Annotated in this window: 15 protein-coding genes; 8 read left to right on the top strand and 7 right to left on the bottom strand. The window is 49.6% G+C overall.

Translation table 11 applies throughout. The features are described 5' to 3' along the window. Positions 1–80: 80 nt before the first annotated feature. Positions 81–4,340 carry a DUF6055 domain-containing protein gene (locus M4J38_RS19200; RefSeq protein ID WP_251761432.1) on the bottom strand — a complete coding sequence of 1,420 codons (4,260 nt, stop codon included), beginning with the start codon at positions 4,338–4,340 and terminating at the stop codon, positions 81–83. 210 nt (positions 4,341–4,550) lie between these two features. Here M4J38_RS19200 and M4J38_RS19195 point away from each other — a divergent pair, with 210 nt between their 5' ends. From M4J38_RS19195 to M4J38_RS19175, 5 genes are all read left to right on the top strand, one after another. Next, positions 4,551–5,492 carry an ABC transporter ATP-binding protein gene (locus M4J38_RS19195; RefSeq protein WP_251761431.1) on the top strand — a complete coding sequence of 314 codons (942 nt, stop codon included), beginning with the start codon at positions 4,551–4,553 and terminating at the stop codon, positions 5,490–5,492. Positions 5,493–5,510: 18 nt separating this feature from the next. Next, positions 5,511–6,806, top strand: coding sequence for an ABC transporter permease (locus M4J38_RS19190; protein WP_251761430.1), 1,296 nt, complete (start codon positions 5,511–5,513; stop codon positions 6,804–6,806). A 28-nt stretch (positions 6,807–6,834) separates the two neighbouring features. Continuing rightward, a complete protein-coding gene (locus tag M4J38_RS19185) occupies positions 6,835–7,203 on the top strand; it encodes a hypothetical protein (RefSeq protein WP_251761429.1) in 369 nt (122 codons plus the stop codon). 313 nt (positions 7,204–7,516) lie between these two features. Continuing rightward, on the top strand, positions 7,517–9,739 hold the full coding sequence (locus M4J38_RS19180; RefSeq protein ID WP_251761428.1) for a cation:proton antiporter: 2,223 nt from the start codon (positions 7,517–7,519) through the stop codon (positions 9,737–9,739). Positions 9,740–9,823: 84 nt separating this feature from the next. Then, entirely contained in the window at positions 9,824–10,339 is a 516-nt protein-coding gene (locus tag M4J38_RS19175; protein ID WP_251761427.1) for a hypothetical protein, read from the top strand. Positions 10,340–10,485: 146 nt separating this feature from the next. On the opposite strand, the gene M4J38_RS19170 is transcribed toward M4J38_RS19175, so the two are convergent. From M4J38_RS19170 to M4J38_RS19155, 4 genes are read right to left on the bottom strand one after another with little or no spacing between them, the layout of a single operon-like run. Then, positions 10,486–11,463 (bottom strand): DUF5007 domain-containing protein, encoded by a 978-nt coding sequence (locus M4J38_RS19170; protein WP_251761426.1) that lies wholly within the window; start codon positions 11,461–11,463, stop codon positions 10,486–10,488. Between the two features lie 26 nt (positions 11,464–11,489). Continuing rightward, entirely contained in the window at positions 11,490–12,185 is a 696-nt protein-coding gene (locus M4J38_RS19165; protein WP_251761425.1) for a hypothetical protein, read from the bottom strand. A gap of 23 nt (positions 12,186–12,208) precedes the next feature. Further along, positions 12,209–13,813, bottom strand: coding sequence for a RagB/SusD family nutrient uptake outer membrane protein (locus tag M4J38_RS19160; RefSeq protein WP_251761424.1), 1,605 nt, complete (start codon positions 13,811–13,813; stop codon positions 12,209–12,211). A 16-nt stretch (positions 13,814–13,829) separates the two neighbouring features. Next, positions 13,830–16,985 carry a SusC/RagA family TonB-linked outer membrane protein gene (locus tag M4J38_RS19155; protein WP_251761423.1) on the bottom strand — a complete coding sequence of 1,052 codons (3,156 nt, stop codon included), beginning with the start codon at positions 16,983–16,985 and terminating at the stop codon, positions 13,830–13,832. Positions 16,986–17,392: 407 nt separating this feature from the next. Here M4J38_RS19155 and M4J38_RS19150 point away from each other — a divergent pair, with 407 nt between their 5' ends. After that, the gene (locus tag M4J38_RS19150) at positions 17,393–18,211 is read left to right on the top strand and encodes an N-acetylmuramoyl-L-alanine amidase (protein ID WP_251761422.1); all 819 of its coding nucleotides are present in this window, start codon (positions 17,393–17,395) and stop codon (positions 18,209–18,211) included. Here the strand turns inward: M4J38_RS19150 and M4J38_RS19145 are convergent, their stop codons facing one another. After that, complete coding sequence (locus tag M4J38_RS19145) at positions 18,212–19,144, bottom strand: nitronate monooxygenase family protein (RefSeq protein WP_251761421.1); 933 nt, start codon at positions 19,142–19,144, stop codon at positions 18,212–18,214. Positions 19,145–19,180: 36 nt separating this feature from the next. Next, positions 19,181–20,179, bottom strand: coding sequence for a sugar phosphate nucleotidyltransferase (locus M4J38_RS19140; RefSeq protein ID WP_251761420.1), 999 nt, complete (start codon positions 20,177–20,179; stop codon positions 19,181–19,183). 67 nt (positions 20,180–20,246) lie between these two features. On the opposite strand from M4J38_RS19140, the gene glyA reads away from it, so the two are divergent. Both glyA and M4J38_RS19130 read left to right on the top strand, forming a co-directional pair. Then, positions 20,247–21,524: a serine hydroxymethyltransferase gene (gene glyA / locus M4J38_RS19135; RefSeq protein WP_251761419.1), complete on the top strand. Its 1,278-nt coding sequence runs from the start codon at positions 20,247–20,249 to the stop codon at positions 21,522–21,524. 250 nt (positions 21,525–21,774) lie between these two features. Continuing rightward, positions 21,775–22,182 carry a DUF4293 domain-containing protein gene (locus tag M4J38_RS19130; RefSeq protein WP_251761418.1) on the top strand — a complete coding sequence of 136 codons (408 nt, stop codon included), beginning with the start codon at positions 21,775–21,777 and terminating at the stop codon, positions 22,180–22,182. The last annotated feature ends 105 nt before the right edge of the window (positions 22,183–22,287 follow it).

Below are 22,287 nucleotides of genomic sequence, written 5' to 3'. Positions count from 1 at the left end.
GAGCAGCAATAAAAAAGGTACTACCGGCGAATACGGTAGTACCTTTTTTGCTATCGGGAAATCCCGGATAAGGATCACTGTTACAGGCGGATCACTTGTAAAGTACGGGTTTCATTCCCCATCATCACTTTGATGAAATAAATTCCTGCAGCCTGGCCGGGCAGCAACAACCGCTGTTTCTCAAACACCGCGGCCGCCTGAATTTTCCTTACCCCCAGGATTCTTCCCGCTGCATCCGTGAGTACGATATCCAGTCTGCGGCCGGCGGCCCCACTCACCTGCACCCCTACTTCGTTGCCTGGCACAGGGTTTTGCATGAGTTGTACTGAAAGGCCCTTGTCTTCCGGAGCCGTAACGGTTTTGTTTGCAGTGATGATACCGGCAGGCAATGCGGCAGGCTCCGTACCATATACCAGTTGCCCCTTCAGATAGACGGTAAGGTGCACGTTCTCACCGAAAATATCTTCCGGTCGGAAAGAGTGGTCGTTGACCTGGTTGAAAGCGCTCCAGTTGCTTTTGGCCATGCGCTGCTGGATATTTCCCGTTGTACTGGCGGGGTACAAACTATCCGGCGCGGTGAAGGACAACTCCAGGTAAGTATCCGCGCCATTTAATGGTATCGCCGTTTTTACGATTTTCCCCTTCACATACGCATTGCCCATAGCGGCGTGGTCGAGGTAATAATTCACGGTACTGCCGCCATCCGCGGTAAACCAGTAGCGAAGCGTGATATCCTGGTAACTTACCGGCACATTGCCTTCATTATTCAGTTTTACGAAGGTGGCGATCGTATTGGCAGCATTGCCCGCATTGCGGCTGTATGCTTTCAGACTATTCACCAGCGGTATTTCCGATGGCTCTGTTCCGCCCACCAGCACTTCGTTCTGGTACACCGTTATGCGGTTGTTGACCGTGTAGTTGGCCGCGGGCGCGTAGGAATAATCGTTGGTCTTCTCGAAATTGGTCCAGTTGCTTTTGGCGGCCCAGGTTTGAATGGGTCCGGAATTGCCATTGGCCGATAGGAAGCCTGCGGTGCTGTCGAAACGGTATTCGAGGTAACCGTAAGCGCCTTCGCGCGGCGCAGACAGTTTCCGGTAGCTCATTTTCACCTTATTTGTTCCGATCTGCGCATAGTCGGTATAGAGCTGCGTCATCGCGGCGAATTCTTCGGCCGTGAGCCAGTAGCGGATGCTGAGTTCCTTATAAGGTATGGCTTCTCCTGTTTTATTTTCTATTTGCAGGTGGTTGTGGATGGTATTGTCTACCGACTTGTCGTAAGCGGGATCTTTGTGCAATATGGCAAGCCTGTCGGCTACCGGTATTGAAAAATAGCCCCATACCCTGAACTCCAGTATACCGGTAGATTCCAGTTCGTTCTTCATCACCACCCGGAGGCGGCTGGCATTGAGGCCATGTAGTGGCACCGTATTGAACGTATCCTTTACCAGCGGTACATCTGCCACGTGAACCCATGCCGTATCGTTCCAATATTCGAGGTAGGCCGTTGTGGGTGTGCGCACACCGCCGCCGTCGTCGAACCAGTAAATCTCAGCTTTATCCATCACACAATTGGCCGGCCATTCATACGCCACCCATTGCAGCGATGCGGGATTGTACCAGTTACCGTAAGCGCCGTGGGCTTTATCGTTGGAGCGCAGGGGCGTGAACCCATCGTTTACCGCGGCCAGCGATTCCCATGGAGATACATAGGAGGTGGAAGGTATAGCCTGCATGGCGAGGTTCTCCACCACTGTGCTAATTTTTACAACGGCGCTGTAAACACTGGTGCCGGAGCTGAACACCTGGCGCAGCCTGTAATAACTGTTGCCGCTGTTGCTGGCATGTACCACCTGGTAACTCTGCGCGCCATTTTTTGAAACGGTGCCCACTTTCATGAAATGAATGCTGTCGGTGCCATACTCCAGCTCATATTGTGTTACGGAATCATCTGCTATCGTTTCCCATTGCAGTTGGTTCGCGCCATCCGTGCGGGTACCTGCAAAAGACATCAGTTGGTAGCCCGGCGCGGGCAGAACGGAATCAGCGCCCCAAACCCGCCATTCAATGATACCGGTGGACTGCGTATTGCTGCGCATGGACAAACGAATTTTATCGGTGCTGATGTTGCCCGGCAACACCGTATTGAAAACATTGCGTTGCACCGGCACACTGCCGAGCGCAACCCAGGCGCCGTCTTTCCAGTATTCCGCGTAAGCCGTATCGGGGGTGCGCACACCGTTGTTGTCGTCGAACCAGTAAACATCCATTTTATTAATCAGATGGGCTTGCGGCCACTCGTACTGCACCCACTGGAAAGAATTGGGGTTGTTCCAGTTGCCGTAAACGCCATGTCCGCGATCGCCGGAACCCGCGGGTGTATAACCATCTTTGACCGCCGCCAGCGACTCCCAGGGAGACACATACGAAGTGGAAGGTGTGGCGCTCAGGGCAAGATTCTGTACAAATGCCGCGGGAATGCAGGGCGGTACCTCGCTGATGGCCATAGCTTCATTGGAGAACAAAGTATAAGCCGGGTTGATGTCTATATTAGACAGGTCCGTTGCGCCCTTACCATCGCATGCCGTGCGGCCATTGTTAAAATCAGGTGTTTGAAGGTATACGCCGGTAGTATTGCAATTTCCTATTTCCGCATCGCCTCCCACCACTACGCCATTACCCAGGGTAGCGCCCCACAACAGGGCATTCTGCTTTACGACCACTCTACCGGACGCATTGCAATAGTTGAGGACAGCGTTATCAGTTACCTGCACGTTACCGCTGAAACTACCACTGAAGATTCGGCCATTACCGCTTACCACCACATTATCGGTCAACACCGCGTTTTCCACCCAGGCTGTTCCTTCCACGCGTACATTGCCCGTAAGGCGCGATGTGCCCCGTACCAGGGCTTGTGGTCCTACGAATACGGAGGCGTCTACCGTTGCGCTGTTGCTCACCCATCCTCCGCCATTGGCATGGATATGCCCCGCAGACCTGAATTCATCCCGGTATCCGGACTGGTGGCCCTCCGGCACTGCATTGGCTACACTTATTTCGTAAGGGAACCTTTTTATTTTTGGAAAACCGGCTTCCCACACGTAGGTAGTATGCGAAGATGGCGCTCCCGCCACCACAAGGTAAAGCGCTGTTTCATCTTCCTGCATGGCGAAACTTACTTCGGCCTCCGGCGCGGAATAAGAAGCGCTGTACCGGGCGGTTTTGCCATCGGCTTTTACGGCCACGAAACCATACCGCCAGCCCGCGCCGGCAGCTTCCGCGTGTCCTTTGAACTTCAGTTTCACCATCCTGTTCGCGCAAGTAGGATGTAAGGGGATGATGTTGTAACCGTAATCCTGCGGCGCCTCATAATCCTGCACCACATAGCGTGGCGTTGAGTCGTTCACGCGCTTCAGTACAGTGTATTGCCGCCAGAGGTTATGTGGTTCCGCATCCTGGAGGCGGCGGCGTTCCGCACGGATGATGTCGCCGGTGCCCAGCACCTTATAATCGGCGATCACATCCCTTTTGGCGTATTGCCATATAAAATCATTCAACTGAGTTTGGGTCCATCCTTTCAGTCTGCGGTACGTCATCAGCGGATGTTCGTCGGCTGCCGATTCATACCAGAGCCGGTTCACCATTCCAAGGCTGTCCAGTTCCTGTATCGTCAGCAGCAGGTTAAACGCACAATAATGGTGTCGGGTAGAAGAGAACTGGAAGCTGCGCGTGGCCATCCAGCGTGACGCATCTTCTTTGGCGAACTGGGGGTACATCTGCAGGCGCATGAAGTTGGCGTGCGTTTCCCAGATAGCGCCCGTAGACGGGTTCCTGAAACCGCCGACCCGGTTGCGGTCGATATTGTTCTGGCCCTGCAGGGAATGCGTCAGTTCATGGCTCAGCACAGCGCCGTCGCGCGTAGCGTTGGGATGCACCCACATGGCGCCGATCACATCATCGTAGCTGCTGCCGAAAGCCCATCCGGTAGGACCGCCCGGCGGCCAGGTATCGTTCATGACGATAATAATTTTGTACTTGCCGAGATTGGTGGAAGTATCGTCGTTGCAGAATTTGATTTCGTGCACGAATTTCTCATACACTTTCTCCAGCGTATCCAGTACTTGCGCGGGCGTAAAACGGAGGTTAGGGTCGGCATAAGTTTCGGGGTGCTCCCCCACTACCGGTCCCCAGAAACATACAAAGTTCTCCGATTGCGCCGAACGGCTGTACGACCAGGTACTGAGCGCGGGATCGGTAGTAAATACATGGGGAATATAAATTTGCTTTTGGGCGCTTACAATAAGTGTAAGGCATAATAGGATAAGTGTGCAGTAATAGCGCATCAGATTGCGTTTGGTTTTGATTAAATCTATCTGTATTAAGATTTAATGAAGATAGAGTGATGCGTATGCCTTACTGTTACAAATATTAACTTAAAGTAATAAGAAGTTGACCGGTTTATTTGGTGCATTTATTTGACAGACCAACCGCTCCTCCATTTTCCAAGATAACTTTCCACCATTTTTTTTACCTTACTCCGCAAAACACATCAGATGCCCTTACTGGAAGTTCGCAACCTCAAAAAACACTATGCCACACAGAAAGCCGTGGATGATATCAGCTTTTCGCTGGAACCCGGCTCCATCTTCGGACTACTCGGCCCGAATGGCGCGGGAAAAACGACCTTACTCCGGATGATCACCGGTATCTTCTACCAGGATTCCGGAGAAATTTTGTTGAACGGTCAGCCCTTCAACGCCGAAAAAGATGTGCTGAACATCGGCTACATGCCTGAAGAACGCGGCCTGTATAAAAAAATGAAGATCGGCGAACAGGCGCTTTACCTGGCACAGCTGAAAGGCCTCGACAAACAAACCGCGCTGGAAAGAGCCAAACACTGGTTCACCCGCCTCGAAATGGAAAGCTGGTGGAACAAGAAAGTAGAGGACCTCTCTAAGGGAATGGGACAGAAACTCCAGTTCGTGACCACCGTAATGCACGAGCCCAAACTCATCATCCTCGATGAACCCTTCAGCGGACTTGACCCCGTGAACGCGAACCTCATCAAAGATGAAATATACCAGCTCGCGCAACGCGGTGCCACCATTATATTCAGCACCCACCGTATGGAACAGGTGGAAGAAATCTGCGACCATATTATCCTGGTGAACAAAGGACAGAAAATACTGGATGGCACGGTAGACAACGTGAAGCAGTCGTTTAAAGAAAATATTTTCCGGATCGAGTTCCAGGAAAAACTATTGCCCGAACTCCTCGCCATTCACCTGTTTGAGGCGATCAAAACGGAGGAAAAAGCGCTGGTGCTGAAAAAGAAAGAAGAATTTTCCACCAACGATATCCTGCAGTACTTCATCAACAAAGGCGCGGGCATCCAATCTTTTGTGGAGATACTGCCTTCGCTGAACGATATCTTTATCCGGCTCGTGGAAGGCACCAACGCCACCGCACGCCAGTTTCAACCAGCCCTTTCCTAATTCCCAATCAAATTTCACATGAACAAGACACTCATCATCATAAAACGTGAATTCTTTTCACGCACACGGAAAAAAACTTTTCTCCTTACCACGATCCTGCTGCCGTTGCTGCTCTTCGGCTTCTACGCGGCCATGATTTATTTCAGTGTAAAAGGAGAAAGCAGCAAGAAGATCGCGATCCTCGATGAACCGAATCTTTTTGAAGGCAAGATTGAAGGTTCTTCCAATGTCACATTTACATTTGTTTCCGGGAAAAATCCCGACGCTTATAAAACCGACTTCTCCAAAGAAGGGTATGACGCTTACCTCCATATTCCCGCTAACCTTGACCTGAAGAATCCGTCCAACATTGTAGTATACGGTAAGGACCAGGTAGGCATCGCCACGCAGGAACGCATGGAGAGCCGCGTCAACAAGGCGATTGAAAGAAAGCAGATGCAGGCCGTGCTGGGAACAGGCATTTCAGTAGATGAACTCAACAAAATAAAATCGGATGTAGATATCCGATCCGTGAGCCTGAAAGATGGCCAGGAGAAAGAAGGCAACGCGAAAGCCGCTTCGGCGGCGGCCTTCATCATGGGACTACTGGTGTATTTCGTGCTGATGATCTACGGCAGCATGGTGATGCGTGGCGTAATGGAAGAAAAAACCAACCGTATCGCCGAGGTAATGGTGAGCAGCGTGAAGCCCTTCCAACTGATGATGGGCAAGATCATCGGCATCGGGGCGGTTGGACTGGTACAGTTCCTGATCTGGCTCGTGCTGCTGGGCGTACTGCAACTGTTGTTGCCCGTTATATTCCCCGGCGCGTTGGAACAAATGGCCAGCAACGCCCCCGCAGGAATGGCCGCCGGAAAAGCGTCCGGTTTCTCCCTCACCAATATCGGCGGACTGAATATCCTGGCAATGGCCGGGTACTTCATTGTTTATTTCCTTGGTGGTTATTTCCTTTACTCCTCTCTGTTCGCGGCCGTGGGCAGCTCGGTGAATGAAGACCCGCAAGACGCACAACAACTGATGCTCCCCATTATGATGCCGATCATCTTCTCGTTCGTGATCCTCACCAAGGTGATCCAGGATCCGCACAGTGGTCTGGCGCTCTTCGGCAGTATGTTTCCCCTCACCTCTCCCATCGTGATGATGGGCAGGCTCCCCTTCGATGTACCCATGTGGCAGATACTGCTTTCCCTCGCATTACTCGTGGGCGGCTTCCTTGGCACCACCTGGCTGGCCGGTAAAATATACAGGACAGGCATCCTGATGTACGGTAAAAAAGTGACCTGGAAAGAGATGATGAAGTGGGTATTCAGGTAGCCCCGGCGGTTTTTTGTACCTTTGCCCCGTGAAAGGTGCACGCCATACATATCTTCTGAAAGCAATATTGCTTTTTATAACGCTCTTCCTGCCCGCGTTGAAAGGGAATCTTTCCCTTGCGGAGCAGGAAGGGCTTTTTGCTGCCCCTTCCTCTCCCACCTGGAAGAAATTTCATCTCAAAGCGGCCCCTCCCCAACAACTCAATGGCGAAGACGGTCAGCCTCAAAAGCCTTTGCTGGCACGACGGCAGGGGCAATGCACACACGATTTTATTCCGGGAACAGGGTTTCGTTTCGCTTATCCTGACGTGGCTATTGCTGTAAGCAGTGGCGGGTTCGTGGAGCATCTTTTTTTTCAGCAGAAAAGGTTGTTGTTTCCGGTGCATTGGTTTTGGTGAGGGGGTGTTTCATTTTTCATTTTATCTTTTCACGCAATTGCTTTGTGCTGTGCACATCGCAACGCAAAGGAGCAAGGACGCAAGGCCTTGATTACATGCAAACATCTTATGCTTTGTAGTCAGGCGATTATTTTCCGCGGAAGCCTGAAGTATAGAAGGGTATCTTTTTCACCTTTCATGATGCTACTTTCCTGCAAGAACATTCTGCCTTACTGAATTATCTCTTAAGAAATTCGCATATCAACAGCCCCTTGCGTCCTTGCTCCTTTGCGTCTTCGCGTGAACCATTCCTTCACCGGCACAAAAAACACCAATGGTTCATTTACCCGATCTCATCCGCGACCTCGCGGTTATCCTCATCACAGCGGGCGCCACCACCATGCTGTTCAAAAAACTGAAACAGCCCGTGGTACTTGGCTACATCATCGCGGGCTTCATGGTAGGCCCGCACTTCAGTTTCTTTCCCACCATCATCGATAACGAGAGCGTTACGGTATGGGCGGAACTCGGCGTGATCTTCTTATTGTTCAGCCTGGGCCTGGAATTCAGTTTTAAAAAACTCGTTAAAGTGGGCGGCTCCGCTTCCATCACCGCGATCGTGGAGGTGATCACTATGCTGGGACTCGGCTTCCTCACCGGGCAATTACTGGGCTGGAACACGATCGACAGTATCTTCCTGGGCGGTATCCTTTCCATCTCCTCCACCACCATCATCATACGCGCGTTCGAAGAACTTCAGATCAAAACACAAAAATTCGCCGGGCTGGTTTTCGGGGTGCTCATTGTGGAAGACCTCGTGGCGATACTGCTCCTCGTTTTGTTGAGCACCATCGCCGTGAGCCAGCAGTTTTCAGGAGGAGAACTGTTGTTCTCGCTGGCCAAACTGCTTTTCTCCCTAGCATTGTGGTTCATTGCAGGAATATTCCTTTTACCCACTTTCTTCAAAAGAATCAAAAAACTCCTGAGCGATGAAACCCTGCTCATAGTTTCCTGTGCGCTCTGTCTCATGATGGTGCTGCTCACCACACAAGCCGGGTTCTCCCCTGCGCTCGGGGCGTTCATCATGGGTTCCTTGCTCGCGGAAACCAACAAAGCGGAGCGGATAGAACACCTGATCCTTCCGGTGAAAGACTTCTTCGCCGCCGTGTTCTTCGTTTCCGTAGGCATGTTGCTCGACCCGCAGATACTGGTGGAATACGCATGGCCCGTGCTCCTCATTACCATCGTGACCGTAATCGGTAAATTCCTCAGTTCCGGACTCGGCGCCCTGGTTTCCGGTCAACCGCTGAAAACATCAGTTCAAACAGGACTCAGTCTTTCCCAGATCGGTGAATTTTCTTTCATCATCGCCACGCTCGGCCTCACCCTTAAAGTGACCAGCGAATTCCTCTACCCCATCGCCGTTACCGTTTCGGCCATCACCACATTTACCACGCCGTACCTCATCAAACTCAGTCCGGCCGTACACCGGAAGATAGAGGCCCTGCTACCGGAAAAATGGCAGAACGCCCTGGCACGTTACAGCAACAGCACCCAGACCATGACCTCGGAAAGCGACTGGAAGATCGTGCTGCGCTCCGTATTGCTCACCGGCATCACGAACAGCATCATCTGCATCGCCATCCTGCTGGTTTCCACACAATACCTTTTGCCCTGGCTCTACCATACCTGGACACCGGGCTGGCCGGCCAAAGTGGTGGGCGCACTGGTGACCATAGGCGCCATGTCGCCTTTTATATGGGCCATCGCCGTCAAAAGGATCAGGACATCGGCTTACTCCGAACTGTGGCTCAACAAAAGGTACAACCGCGGGCCACTGGTGATGATGGAAATTATACGGGTGAGCGTAGCCGTTGCATTGGCCGGGATCACGCTGCAGCAGATATTCATGACCTATTACACCTGGCTCTTCATTGTTCCCGCCACCATTGTGGTGTTCATGATCTTCTCCCAGAAATTGCAGCAATTCTACCAGCGCATCGAAACCAGGTTCCTCACCAACCTGCACGCAAAGGAAAGCGCGGAGAAAGAACGGGAACAACTGCTACCCTGGGACCTTCACCTCACCAGTTTCACCATTGAACCCGAATTTTCCCAGGTAGGCATCCCGTTGGTGGAACTCAGGCTGCGGGAGCAATTCGGGATCAATATCGTGTCCATCGAAAGAGGGAACAAAAAGATACACGCCCCCGCCAAAAACGTGGTATTGTACCCTCAGGATAAGTTGGGCGTGATTGGAACGGATGAACAACTGGAACGATTCCGGGAATACCTGCACCTGCATTCCGGCACGTTATCCGAAAACCACAGCGAACCTGTAAAGCTGGAACAGTTTGTGGTACCGGCCGGATCGCCATTGGTAAACAAAAGTATACGCAGTACGGGCCTGCGCGAAAAAACCAGCGGACTCGTAGTAGGCATCGAACGCAAAGGGGAAGCCATGCTGAACCCCTCCTCCGAAACCATTATCCAGGCCGGCGACCTGGTTTGGGTGGTAGGCAAAAGAACCCTCATCAGGGGCTTCCTCGAAAAATGATCTTTTTGGATGAACGGTGTAACATTTACCCCGTTCATCCGTACATTTATACGAACTTTATCGTAAATCAAAAAAGCATCAGCCATGAACACAACATTTTTATTGAACCTCCGCCGCACAGGAATGGTATTGGGCGCAGCATTTCTATTGACTGCGGGCGCTCAGGCCCAAACCAAAGACCAGAAGGTGGAAGAAAAAGCCAAGGCGGAAGCCGCTAAGGAAAAAGCGTTGAAGGAAGCGGAAAACGCACTGAAACTCGCCGAAGCCGAACTGAAAAAAGTGGATTGGAGCCAGATCGAAAAAGACATCAAACAGGCACTGGCTTCCATCGACTGGAAATCTGTTCAGAACGATGTGCAGCTCGCCCTGAAAGAAGCAAGCGATGAACTGCAGAAAGTGGATTGGAAAGAAGTGGAGAAAGAGATAAAGAACGGGCTGAAAGAAGCGAACAGCGCGGAAACCAAAGCCGAGATCAAAAAAGCCATGAAAGAAGTGGAGAAGGCGATGAAGGAAGCACAAAAAGAAATGAAAGCCGCGCAGAAGGAAATGGAAAAGGCACAAAAGGAACAGCAAAAAGCGATGAAAGAAATGGAAATATAGGATCGCAATCGACTTGTCGTGTAGATGTAGCAACACCGGTTATTGGTCAGCCATGACGATAGCCGGTGTATTTTTTTGCAGCGCTATGACTGTCATAAAAAAAACCGTCTCTTTGGGAGACGGCTTTTTGCATAAATCTATATGGTTTAGTCAATTCTTGTGGCGTCGGTAAGTTTTACTTCCACCACATAAGTACCTTCCATTTTAATCTGGAACGCCACCACCGGATTGGCGTTATTGTCTGGCAATCCATCGATATTGATGAACTGCCTGGGAATCCTGTAGTACAGCAGGTAACCCCAATCGGTTCCTCCGGCAATATATTTCTGCAGGGGGAATGGCGCCACTTCAAAATCGCAGATCACCGCGGTATCGGAGTATATTACCGGATTAAATTTAGCGTGGGTTTCAAAGAATGGACGGTCGCCACGTTTGATGATCTGGCCTTTTGATGGGTCAAAAGCGCGGCCGTTTTTATCCACATATTTCAGGATTACCCTTGCACCTTCGTTTGAAATCTTCTTCGCGGTAACCACCGGCGCTTTGATTCCTGTAAATACTTCGCTGGTATTAGAGCCGGTGGCAGCGGTATATGTGAGTTCGAACACATCGGATGTGGAAGGTTCCACCACATGAATGTCGGCGAAATCGGGGTAAGACTTTGAACCCCATACGTTTCTTGCTTCAAGATCAAAGGTATATTCTCCAAGTGGAAGGTTTGCTGAAGCACGATTGAACACCAATTGTCCACTGACTTCATTGAACACCATCGGAGTAATTTTCTTCAGTTCTCTTTTTTTGTTCAGAAGTTCAACAGTGGTATCCTGTTCGGCGATGAATACCTCACCTTCTTTAAAAACCAATACTTCGTATTCGGTAAAAAACGCTGCCGGGGCAGGTTCACCGGTTTGTTTATTGCGCAGGTTCTGCAATTCAAAATGAATGGGCGGAGTGGAACCATCTGAATTGATCGCGTCAGACATGGTAAGCGCCATTCCCCTTTTCGCATAAAGCACCCTGTCTTTGTAGCGGATCGTGTCGCTAAGGAATCCTTCTCTTATTTTCTTACAACCGATAACAATTGCGGCTGCAGCGATGATACCCAGTAATATTTTATTTCTCATACTTTAAGATTAAATAGATGAACAGATCAGGGTAGTGGTTCTGTATTGAAGAACAAACGATGGTAGTTGTTCAGCACATGGATCACCCCGGTTGTTGTGATGATACCTGATGTTTGACAGTCTTCCGTTCGGTCGCGCAGCGTTGGAGGTATTTGCGTGCCAACCGGTTCATCCGCGTCCAGTGTTCCTATCACCATCGTGTAGTTCAGGTAATCTACATAATCTACATAAGCGTTATAATCCAATGTGCGCCTGAGTTTAAGGTAGAGTTTCTTATCGCCCGCCATTGGACCGAACAAGCTTTGATAGTAAGCGCCCTTCGTATTCAATTTATCACGGGTGAGTAATCCGTCAAACATGTACATTTTCAATGAATCGCCTAAAACCTCCTTGTCCAGGGAATCCATACTGAAAGAGATGTTCTCGTTTCCAACCGCGATAATCTTCTGCTGTTTTTTCGCCAGCATATAGTCATTCACGCCCCAGTTCGTCACCGCGAAGAAGGTGATATTACTGTTCACCAGGTCTTTGAGTCCTGCGAGATCGATCGCCTTTACAAGTGAATCAAAGATAGGCTTGGAGCTCAGGTACTCATAGGTGGTCATGTTTACCTTTTCATTGTGCACGCCCCCATCATTTTTGTAACTATTCTTCTTACAGGAGAAGAGACTGCAAAGAAGGAAAGCGAACACGAGAAAATATGCAGATCGGGTTTGTTTCATAATACATTAGTTTGGGTTACATTTTATATTTTACCTCTCCAGTACTGTGTTTGCACCAGGAACCTGTTATTGCTGAATAACTGCGGGCTCACCGGCCAGTAAAACCCTTCCTGCCTGAAGCGATCGGCATTCAGATATGGCACGAGGTCGAGGGCTTTCCTGGTTCTCACGAGGTCGTAGTATAAATGTCCTTCCACGAAAAGCTCTTTTGCTCTTTCAATAATATATTCCGACATAACGGTGGCCTTCGTAGCGTTATCCGGAACAAATCCGAGGGCCGACCCTCCGTTTCTTCTTCTGAAACCATTGATAATTTCAATGGCTGTGGGCACCTGATTCCTGTACAACGCGATTTCAGCTTTCAACAACAACATATCAGACAAGCGGAAAATATTCATATTGTTACTGAAGTACCCGTCTCTTTGTTGTCCCGGGTTCCTGTAAATAACATTGCTGTACTTGATAGAGGTAGGATAATTTGTATTGGTGAACTGGAAGTTTCTCCTGAACCTGAGGTCCGTGGTATCCAACACTTTTGAGGCCACACCTTTCCATACCCACGCGTTGTTTTCCCATACCCACTGCCAAACTGTTTTGATCTCATAAAAATGACTGGTGAGGTAGGAAGGTTTCACATAGTAATACGGCGTGGAGGTGAAATACGGAACATTGGTATTATTGAGGAACCAACGCCCTATATGATCGCTGGAGCCTTCCTGAGTATCCTCACTTTTGTTTATTTCAAAAATGCTTTCTGTAGACCTGCCGATAAACGTCTGGTAATACCTGTTGGTATCGGTCAGCGCATATCCTCCGTTTGCTTCTATCTGGGCAATGGCATCCGCGGCTTTGTCCACATCGGCCATAATGGGTGCGTCATTCTGAACATTTGTAACGGTAGCTCTCCAGAGATACAGGTGCGCGAGCAGTGCGTAAACGGAGCCTTTGTTTGCTGTCACGGCCCTGTCTGAGGGGCTTGAATAACTCCAACCCAGTAATGCCAGCGCGGCTTCACAATCTTTTTCAATTTGCGCCATTACCTCCAGTTTGGGAGTCCTTCCCAACTGTGGCGCAGTAATAGGATCTTCGTAAGCTTCTGTAACCAGCGGAACATCGCCCCATATCCTTACCATCATAAAATAAGTGAGTGCCCGGATAAACAGGGCCTGCCCCAGTACATTGTTCCTGTAAGTGATGGGGTCCTGGTGGTAGTTCAGCAATTCATCGGGCACTTCCGACATCTTTTTATAAACGATGTTGGCCATCGCTACGGTTCTGAGATAGCCGCTCCAATCGCCAAGAGCCAGCACAGTGTAATTACTTTCGAATCTTCCAGAATGCACCTCTGCGTTTCCCTGCCCGTCGTTGTACCTCATGGCATATTCAATATCAGCCGCGGCATCTCCATACATATAATACCTGTTCCAAGTATTGTATATGCCTGTAGACAGTGCGTCTCTCAGCAAAGCATAATTGCCTGCCACCGCGTTGGCCCCGGCTCTGGGGTCGGACCAGAACGCATCGCCATATGTTGAGTTCTTTGGCTCCTGTTCGAGTAATTTCTTACAGGAAAAAAGCGTTCCCAGACTGCAAAGGAGCAGTATATTGAAGAATAGTTTCCTTTTCATTTTTTCCATTTTTGAATTAAAACTGAACCTGTACGCCTATCGTGTATTTTTTCGGAATCGGATATCCTCCACCGGAGTACTGCCCGTAAAAATCAACCGCTTCAGCATCAGGTAATCTTTCTGAACGCTGGAACATCAGTACATTGTCCATTACGCCGTAGAAATACAACTGGCGGAGCTTTAACTTCTTGAGCAGCGATTCTCCGATATTATACCCTACGTTGATGCTCTTAATGCGCACGAAATCACCTTTGTCTACGAAGAAACTCTGGCCCCTTACATAATAGTAGCGGTAAGTGTTGATCGGAAACATCGGGTAATCGGCCTGATCACCGGGTTTTCTCCACATGTTCAGTTTTGAGAAATCGGGCAGGGAAAGATCCGCGAAGCGGCCAAGATCACTATTGGAAGAGAAACTGTCATAGATATCAGATTCAAAAAGATTCAGGACATCCCGGTCAAACACGAATGTGGTGAATACCCCCAGTGTAAAATTCTTAAACGTGAAATTATTCAACCATCCGCCGGTGAATTTGGGATTTGGATCACCATAAGGGATTTTATCCGGATTCATGTTGTCGTTGAAAGGGTTTATCCTGTAATCATTGTCCAGATCATAAAACCACATATCGCCTGGTTGATAAGGAGAGGTAGACCCTGAACTCACGGAACCCACGCCATAGCGATCCCCGGTATAGGGGTTAACGGGAATATCTGTAAGGTCGGAGAAAATACCTCTTGTATGATAGAGATAAAATGTATTGATGGCCTTTCCTACTGACAGGATATGTGTTTTATCGAAAGAGCCGTTGGAGAAAATAATATCTCTTCCATCATTGGGAAGTGACATCACCTGGTTACGGTTGTATGAGATGTTCAGGCGACTCATCCAGCTCAGGGCTCCCTGCCTGGGCAGTGGGTTGGCCTGCAGCACCAGTTCAGCGCCATAGTTACGGATACCTACAGAGTTGGTTTTGGCATAGTCGTACCCGGTTGTTACAGGAAGGATAACATCCATCAATGTTTGTTTCCTTTCCCTGTTATAGATATCAAACATCGCCTGGTATTTCCCGTTGTACCATTCAGTTTCTATACCAATGTTCCATTCACTGGATTTCTCCCAGCTGATGCCTGGTTGGGCCACGCCATTCACAAAATTAGGCGTGATGGCGGCCACGCCATTATAAGAGGTGGCGCCTGAACTACCAAAGTATCCGCCGGCATTAACCCTGTAAAGATCATAAGCGAGGTAGTTGTTCCCGGGAAGGTTACCGGAAGAACCATAGGTGGCCCTCAATTTCAGGAGAGAGAGATTACGAAACTTGTCGCGCATGAAATCTTCCTCTGAAATGAGCCATGCTGCCGAAGCCGCGGGGAAAAAGCCCCATTTATTGTTTTCACCGAAGCGGGAGGATGCGTCACCACGAATTACCCCTGAGAGAATATACCTGTCTTTAAAATCGTAAGCAACCCTGGTGTATGCTGATAACAAGCCATGGGCATTGTAGCTGGAAGAGGCACTGAGGTTTCTTTGCTGGAAGCCAGCCACCACCTGGATCTGATCGGCTACACCGTTACTTCCGGAGGCAAAAACATCCTTATATTGGTTGAACTCGGCATCCGTGCCAAAAATCAGATTGAGGTTATGCTTTCCGAAGTGGTTTATATAAGTAAAGTAGTTGGAAGTACGCACATTCAAACCCACACTGCTGTAAGCGGAAGAGTAGTTACCCTGACCTCCGTTGAGCTCATTCGTCCTGTTGTAATCCCTTCTCGCGTCATTCATCATGTAAGATGATTGGGACGTAAAGTTGAACTTGCGGGAAAACTCATAACCAAGGTTCATATTCAGGGAGAACATACCGTTCAGGTTCTCATCGAGATTCTCATTGTAGGCGCCCAACATACCGGCTTTCTTCGCCTCGGTCAGGTTGAAAAGAGAGCTTGGCATAGTGGTGGATGAAAGTCCTACGGATCCGGAACCTCTTGCTCTTTGCGTTCTGCTATAGGAAATTATCGGGTTAATGGTAAGTTTCTGCCGCATGGCCCTGGACATAAGATTCAGGCGCATGGTATAACGGGTAAAGCCCGTTGCTTTCAAAATACCTTCTTCGTCATAATATGTAGTGCTGAAGCGATAAGTCATTCCTCCCTGCCCACCGCCACTCAATCCAAGATCAGCGCTGTTTACTCTGCCCACCTGGTAAAACATATCCTGCCAATCTGTATTGGCATTATAAGCCGGGTTAAGGCTGTCACTCAGCAGGTACGGCAAATTTCTCATGTAATTCGCGTCAATACGACTTTGCGCCAGCAGGTCGCCCAGCAGATCAAGCTTTTGTCTTCTTTCCGTAACCCCTATCGAAGCATTCCTTAATTCAGGCCGCTGCGTAAACCCTGTAAAGATCGAGAGATTTACACGCGGCTCGGTGTTTACCCCTTTTTTAGTAGTAATCATGATCACCCCGTTCGCGGCCCTGGAACCATAGATGGCAGCGGCGGAAGCATCGCGCAGTACGTCGATGCTTTCAATGTCCTGCGGACTGATGCCTGCGATAAAGTTGGTACCCGTTCCCATACCAGGGTTGTAGTTCTCCTGTGCGGGCTGAGGCACACCATCCACCACATACAATGGCTGGTTGATTACTGCATACTGATCATAATCGCGGCTGATGGAGTTGTTACCCCTTACCTGAACCGAAGGCGTTGCCCCAGGTTCTCCCGTAAAGTTCTGGACGTTCACCCCTGCCAGGCGGCCCTGTAGCAACTGATCGAAACTGGCGGCCGGAAGGTTGGCGAGTTCCTTGCCCGAGATACTGGATACGGCGGCGGTGTTCTTCTTCCTGGAAATTTTCTGGTAGCCTACCACCATCACCTCATCCATTCGGCTGTCCGTAGGTTTCAGCACCACATCAATATCGCTCCTGTTGTTTACAGCGATGACCTGTGTGGTGAAACCTACCATGGAAATTTCAAGGGTGGCATTGCCTGCGGCCTTTACCGAAAAGACGCCTTTGTCGTTCGTTTGCGCAGCGGCGCCGGTGCCACGTACAAGAACAGATACAGCCTGCATAGGGCTGCCCATATCGTCCTTTACGGTACCGGTAACCTGTTGAGCCCGTAGGGTGTTACCCACGAGGCAACAAATGAGAAATAGCATGAGAATCCTCATAAGCCAAGTTTGATTAGCGTGTTAGTTAATTGGTTTAAAAAAATATGAGCGCGGATATTAAATGCAGATAGCAACAATCGAAACGGGTACGCAACTCGCGCACCCTAAACCTTTTTACAGATTTTCATTCCCCGGTAAAAACCGACTTCTCCAATGACCGAGACAAATTTATATTAGGTGTTCATAGAACACTTGCAAAAAATTACCCCATCAAAGCCGAAAATTGATAAGTTTATCATGCCCATCTTTTTTGGGTCTCATCATTTCTTGTTCGTTCAGCAAGGAATGTTTAACTTATGTGGGATTTTATTTCCTGTTCCTGTTGGTAAATGGTTGAATGCTTTGATTAATAGTGAAACACCGCTGCAACGCGGTCATCATTTATTCATCACTAACAACCTATCAGCATGAAAATCGTCAACAACCTGCTTTTCGGCAACGATGGCAAACAGGTTACTTACCACCCCACACCCAACAAAGGCGGTAAATACACACCCATTTTCCTCGTAATTCATTACACGGCGGTTACCAGGGCCGCGGGTTCCGTATCCTGGTTTCTTAATAAAACGGCCAGCGCCTCCGCCCACCTCATCATCGACCGCGACGGCTCCATCATTCAGTTCGCGCCATTTGATGTAGTCACCTGGCACGCAGGTGAAAGCAGGTGGAACGGTTACAACGGGCTGAACCGCTATTCGATTGGCATTGAACTGGTGAACGGCGGAAGACTGAGCCGTTCGGGAAACGCCTGGATATGCCCGGTAGACAAACGTACCGTGCCCGAAAGCGATGTTTATATGGGCATCCACAAAAACGAACAACGGGAACAGGCCTGGCACGAATACACCGAGGAACAGCTCCAGGTGACCGCTGAGATCGGCGCGCTGCTCGTGAAAACTTACGGCCTTGAGGATGTGGTGGGACACGATGATATTTCGCCCATCCGCAAAAGTGATCCGGGACCGGCTTTCCCGATGAACAGCTTCCGCTCCAAGATCATGGGCCGGAAAGACGACGCGCTGGACACTTATAAAACCAGTACGGCGGTCAATATCCGGAAAGGCCCGGGCACACAGTATGAACCCATCACCAACCCATTGCCCGCAGACACTAAGGTGGAAGTCTTAAAAAGAGAAGGCAACTGGAGCTTTGTAGACGTGATCGGGAAAGTGCACAACATCAATGACCTGGAAGGATGGGTGAGCACAAAATACCTGGTTAAATAATTATTGGTCGCAGAGCGCAAGTTTCGCGTCCTGGTATTCGTTCCACAATTCAGTAACGATGGCAGCGGCCGGCTGAATGGTATCCACGAGGGCGCTTACCTGGCCTATTTCCAGTTCGCCTTCCTGCATATCACCTTCAAACATGCCTTTTTTGGCGCGCGCCCTTCCAAGTATTGTTTTCAATATTTCGGGAGACGCGCCTTTTTGTTCAGCCGCCTGTACCTGGAGGAAGAAATCATTCTTCAGTAACCGAACGGGCACCAGTTGTTTCATGGAAAGCATGGTGTCTCCTTCCTTGCTTTGGAGCACCGCATGCTTAAACGCGGGATGCGAAGAAGCTTCTTCACTGGCCACGAACCGTGTGCCCACTTGCACGCCCGAAGCGCCTAACGCCAATGCCGCAAGCATTTGTCTTCCTGTAGCAATGCCGCCCGCCGCAATCACCGGGATGGAAACGGCCTTTACCACGGCTGGAATCAGCACCATCGTAGTGGTCTCTTCTCTTCCATTATGGCCGCCCGCTTCAAAACCTTCTGCCACCACGGCATCGCAACCCGCATCTTCCGCTTTCTTCGCGAATTTGCTGCTGCTGACTACATGCACCACTTTAATGCCGGCCGCTTTTAAAACCGGCGTCCAGGTAGCGGGATTTCCGGCTGAAGTAAATACGATGGGAACTTTTTCTTCTTTAATAATTTCGATCAGCGCCTCAATGCCCGGATACAACAATGGGATGTTCACACCGAAAGGCTTATCTGTGGCCGCTTTGCATTTACGAATATGTTCGCGCAGCACATCCGGGTACATACTGCCCGCACCCAGCAATCCCAGGCCACCGGCATTACTAACAGCACTGGCTAAACGCCAACCTGATGCCCATACCATACCCGCCTGGATGATGGGATATTTTATTTGAAAGAGGTTGGAAAGCATGGTAATTCAAAATTCAACATCCAAAATTCAGCATTACTACTGTTTCCCCAGGTCAATCTCCGTATTGTCCCCGATGTTCAGGCTACGGCTTTCTCCTTTCACTTCAGTATCACTTCCGATCAGGGATTGAATCAATACGATATCATAGAGGTCGGCGTAAGAGCCGATGATGGAATCTTTGATGATGGAGGAATCGATGGTGGCATGTTCCCCAACGGCAACATTGGGGCCGATGATGGAATTTTTTATGGTACAACCCGGCGCGATACTTACCGGTGGTACGATGATGGAGTTCTCGAAATTAGAACCTTCGGGAATGCTGCCGCCAAGTTTCTTCAGCAAGGTGGCATTGGAAGCGAGGAGCGAATCTTTTCTTCCGCAATCGAACCAGTTCTGCACTTTAAATGTACGCAGCCTGGCGCCGTGTTTGATCATACATTCGATGGCATCGGTAAGGTTGAATTCCCCGTGCGCCTTAATGCCGTTCTGAATGTTGTTCTCCAGGCAATTGAAGAGGAATTTCGTTTCCCTGATTTTATAGATGCCCACCAAAGCCAGGTTCGATTTCGGAATATGTGGTTTCTCCACCACCCGGGTAATCAGGCCTTCCTCATCCATTTCCGCCACACCGAAATTGCGGGGATCATCCACTTTTTTTACACCTAGCAGCGAACTGTCTTGGGCCACAACGGCTTTCACATCGTATTCGCAGATGGAGTCGCCGAGTACGATGAACATTTCGTCTTCCCCTACGATTTCTTTGGTAAGATATATAGCGTGTCCCAGGCCCTGTCTTTCAGACTGCACAACGAAGTGGGCGTTCAACGAAGGGTAATTTTCTTTCACATAATCCTGGATCTTATCCCCGAGGTAACCTACGATGAACACAAAATCGCGTATTCCGGCCTCCACAAGCTGGTCGATGATGATGCTCAGGATGGACCTGCCAGCAAGAGGGATCAGCGCTTTGGGCTGTGTATATGTATGGGGGCGGAGTTTGGTGCCTGCCCCTGCTACCGGTATAATCGCCTTCATCAAATGTATTTGAGTTCCTTACGGCGGGCAAATTACAATATTTAACCAAACAATATATCTTTGCGCCATGCAAAGAGATACCCTCGTATTCGACCTCATAGGAAAAGAGCTCGAACGTCAACGTCACGGCATTGAACTGATTGCCTCCGAGAATTTCACCAGCCTCCAGGTAATGCAGGCCATGGGAAGCGTATTAACCAATAAATATGCGGAAGGTTACCCCGGACGCCGTTATTATGGCGGATGCGAAGTGGTGGACCAAACGGAACAACTCGCCATCGACCGCCTGAAAGAAATTTTCAATTGCGAATACGCCAACGTGCAGCCCCATAGCGGCGCACAAGCCAATGCCGCCGTTATGCTGGCCATCCTGCAACCCGGTGATAAAATCCTGGGACTGGACCTCAGCATGGGTGGACACCTTACGCACGGGTCGCCCGTGAACTTCTCCGGGAAGCTCTATCAGCCTGTATTCTACGGTGTTACAAGGGAAACCGGGCTTGTAGACTATGATATGCTGGAAAGAGTGGCCCGCGAAGAAAAACCCAAACTGATTATTTGCGGCGCTTCCGCTTACAGCCGCGACTGGGACTACGCCCGCATCCGCGCCGTAGCCGACGAAATCAACGCTTTTGTATTATGTGATATGGCGCATCCCGCCGGGCTTATCGCCAAAGGTTTGCTGAAATCGCCTTTTGAACATTGTCATTTCGTGACCTCCACCACCCACAAAACACTTCGTGGTCCCCGCGGTGGTGTGATTATGATGCACAAAGATTTCGAGAACCCATTTGGTCTTACCGATGTGAAAGGCAACACCCGCATGATGAGCAACCTCATCGATATGGCCGTGTTCCCCGGTACACAAGGTGGTCCGCTGGAACACGTGATCGCCGCCAAAGCAGTGGCCTTCGGTGAAATCCTCAGCGACGAATTTACCGTGTACGCCCAACAAGTGATCAAAAACGCGCAGGCCATGGCCAAAGCATTCACCGACCGCGGCTACCAGATCATCAGCGGCGGAACCGATAACCACCTGATGCTGATCGATCTCCGCAATAAAAATATCTCGGGTAAAAAAGCGGAACTGGTGCTGGGTAAGGCAGATATTACCGCTAATAAGAATATGGTTCCTTATGATGATAAGAGCGCTTTCGTAACTTCCGGTATCCGTTTTGGCGTGGCGGCTATTACGAGCAGGGGCATGAAGGAAGAACATATGGAATTCGTGGTGAACGCGATTGATAAGGCGTTGATGAATGCAGATGATGAAGCGGTGCTGGAAGGATTGAGGAAAGAGGTGAATGGGTTTATGAAGGATTTTCCGTTGTATCCTGAGTTGTAGGGGTCACGTGATTGCTTTGTGCTTTGCACTGCGCAACGGACTGCTTCTTTCATCGCAGGGCGGGGACGCAAAGAGTGGTTGAGGTGTGGGATTGTTGCTTGGAATGCGGACTTGTGGTGAAGGCACGATTTTTTTTGTTTTGGGTGCGGGCTTCTTGTAAAGGCGCGAACTGCTTATGGGGTGAGGGGTTGGTTGGGAGGTAGTCGATGGGAGATCGCTTCGCTGGCGCTCGCGATTTAATTAAAAAGATATGATTCAAAGAGTTCAAACATTGTGGTTACTGCTGGCTGCGGCGGCATCGTTCCTGACGCTGAATTTTGCTTTTTACAGTGGAACTACGGCGGAAGGCGCTTATCTGGAATTGAATGCGAAGGAAAACATTCCTATTTTGATTCTTTCTGTGGCAACGGCGGTGTTGGCATTGGTTACAATATTTCTTTATAAGAACCGTAAACTGCAGTTGAAGCTTACATTGGTGGGATTGGCTGTAAGCATTCTTACCTTGGTATTGTATTTCAGAAAAACCAGTGAATTCGTGAATGGGAACTACAGCATATGGGCCATATTGAGCCTTGTGGTACCCGTGTTCCTTTTCTTTGCCACCAGGGGAATTTATAAAGATGAGAAGCTGATCAAAAGCCTGGACAGGCTGCGGTAACTTCCTTCACCATAAGACACTAAAAAAGCAGGATAGGGAATGTCCTGCTTTTTTATTTTCGGTTTTCCAAGGTTCAGCCCTGGCGGTTATTTACCGGGCCGGATG

This window comes from Parasegetibacter sp. NRK P23 (assembly GCF_023721715.1).
Taxonomy (GTDB): Bacteria; Bacteroidota; Bacteroidia; order Chitinophagales; family Chitinophagaceae; genus Parasegetibacter.
Note: the sequence above shows the minus strand (reverse complement) of the source record. Positions and strands in the feature narration are given on the sequence as shown.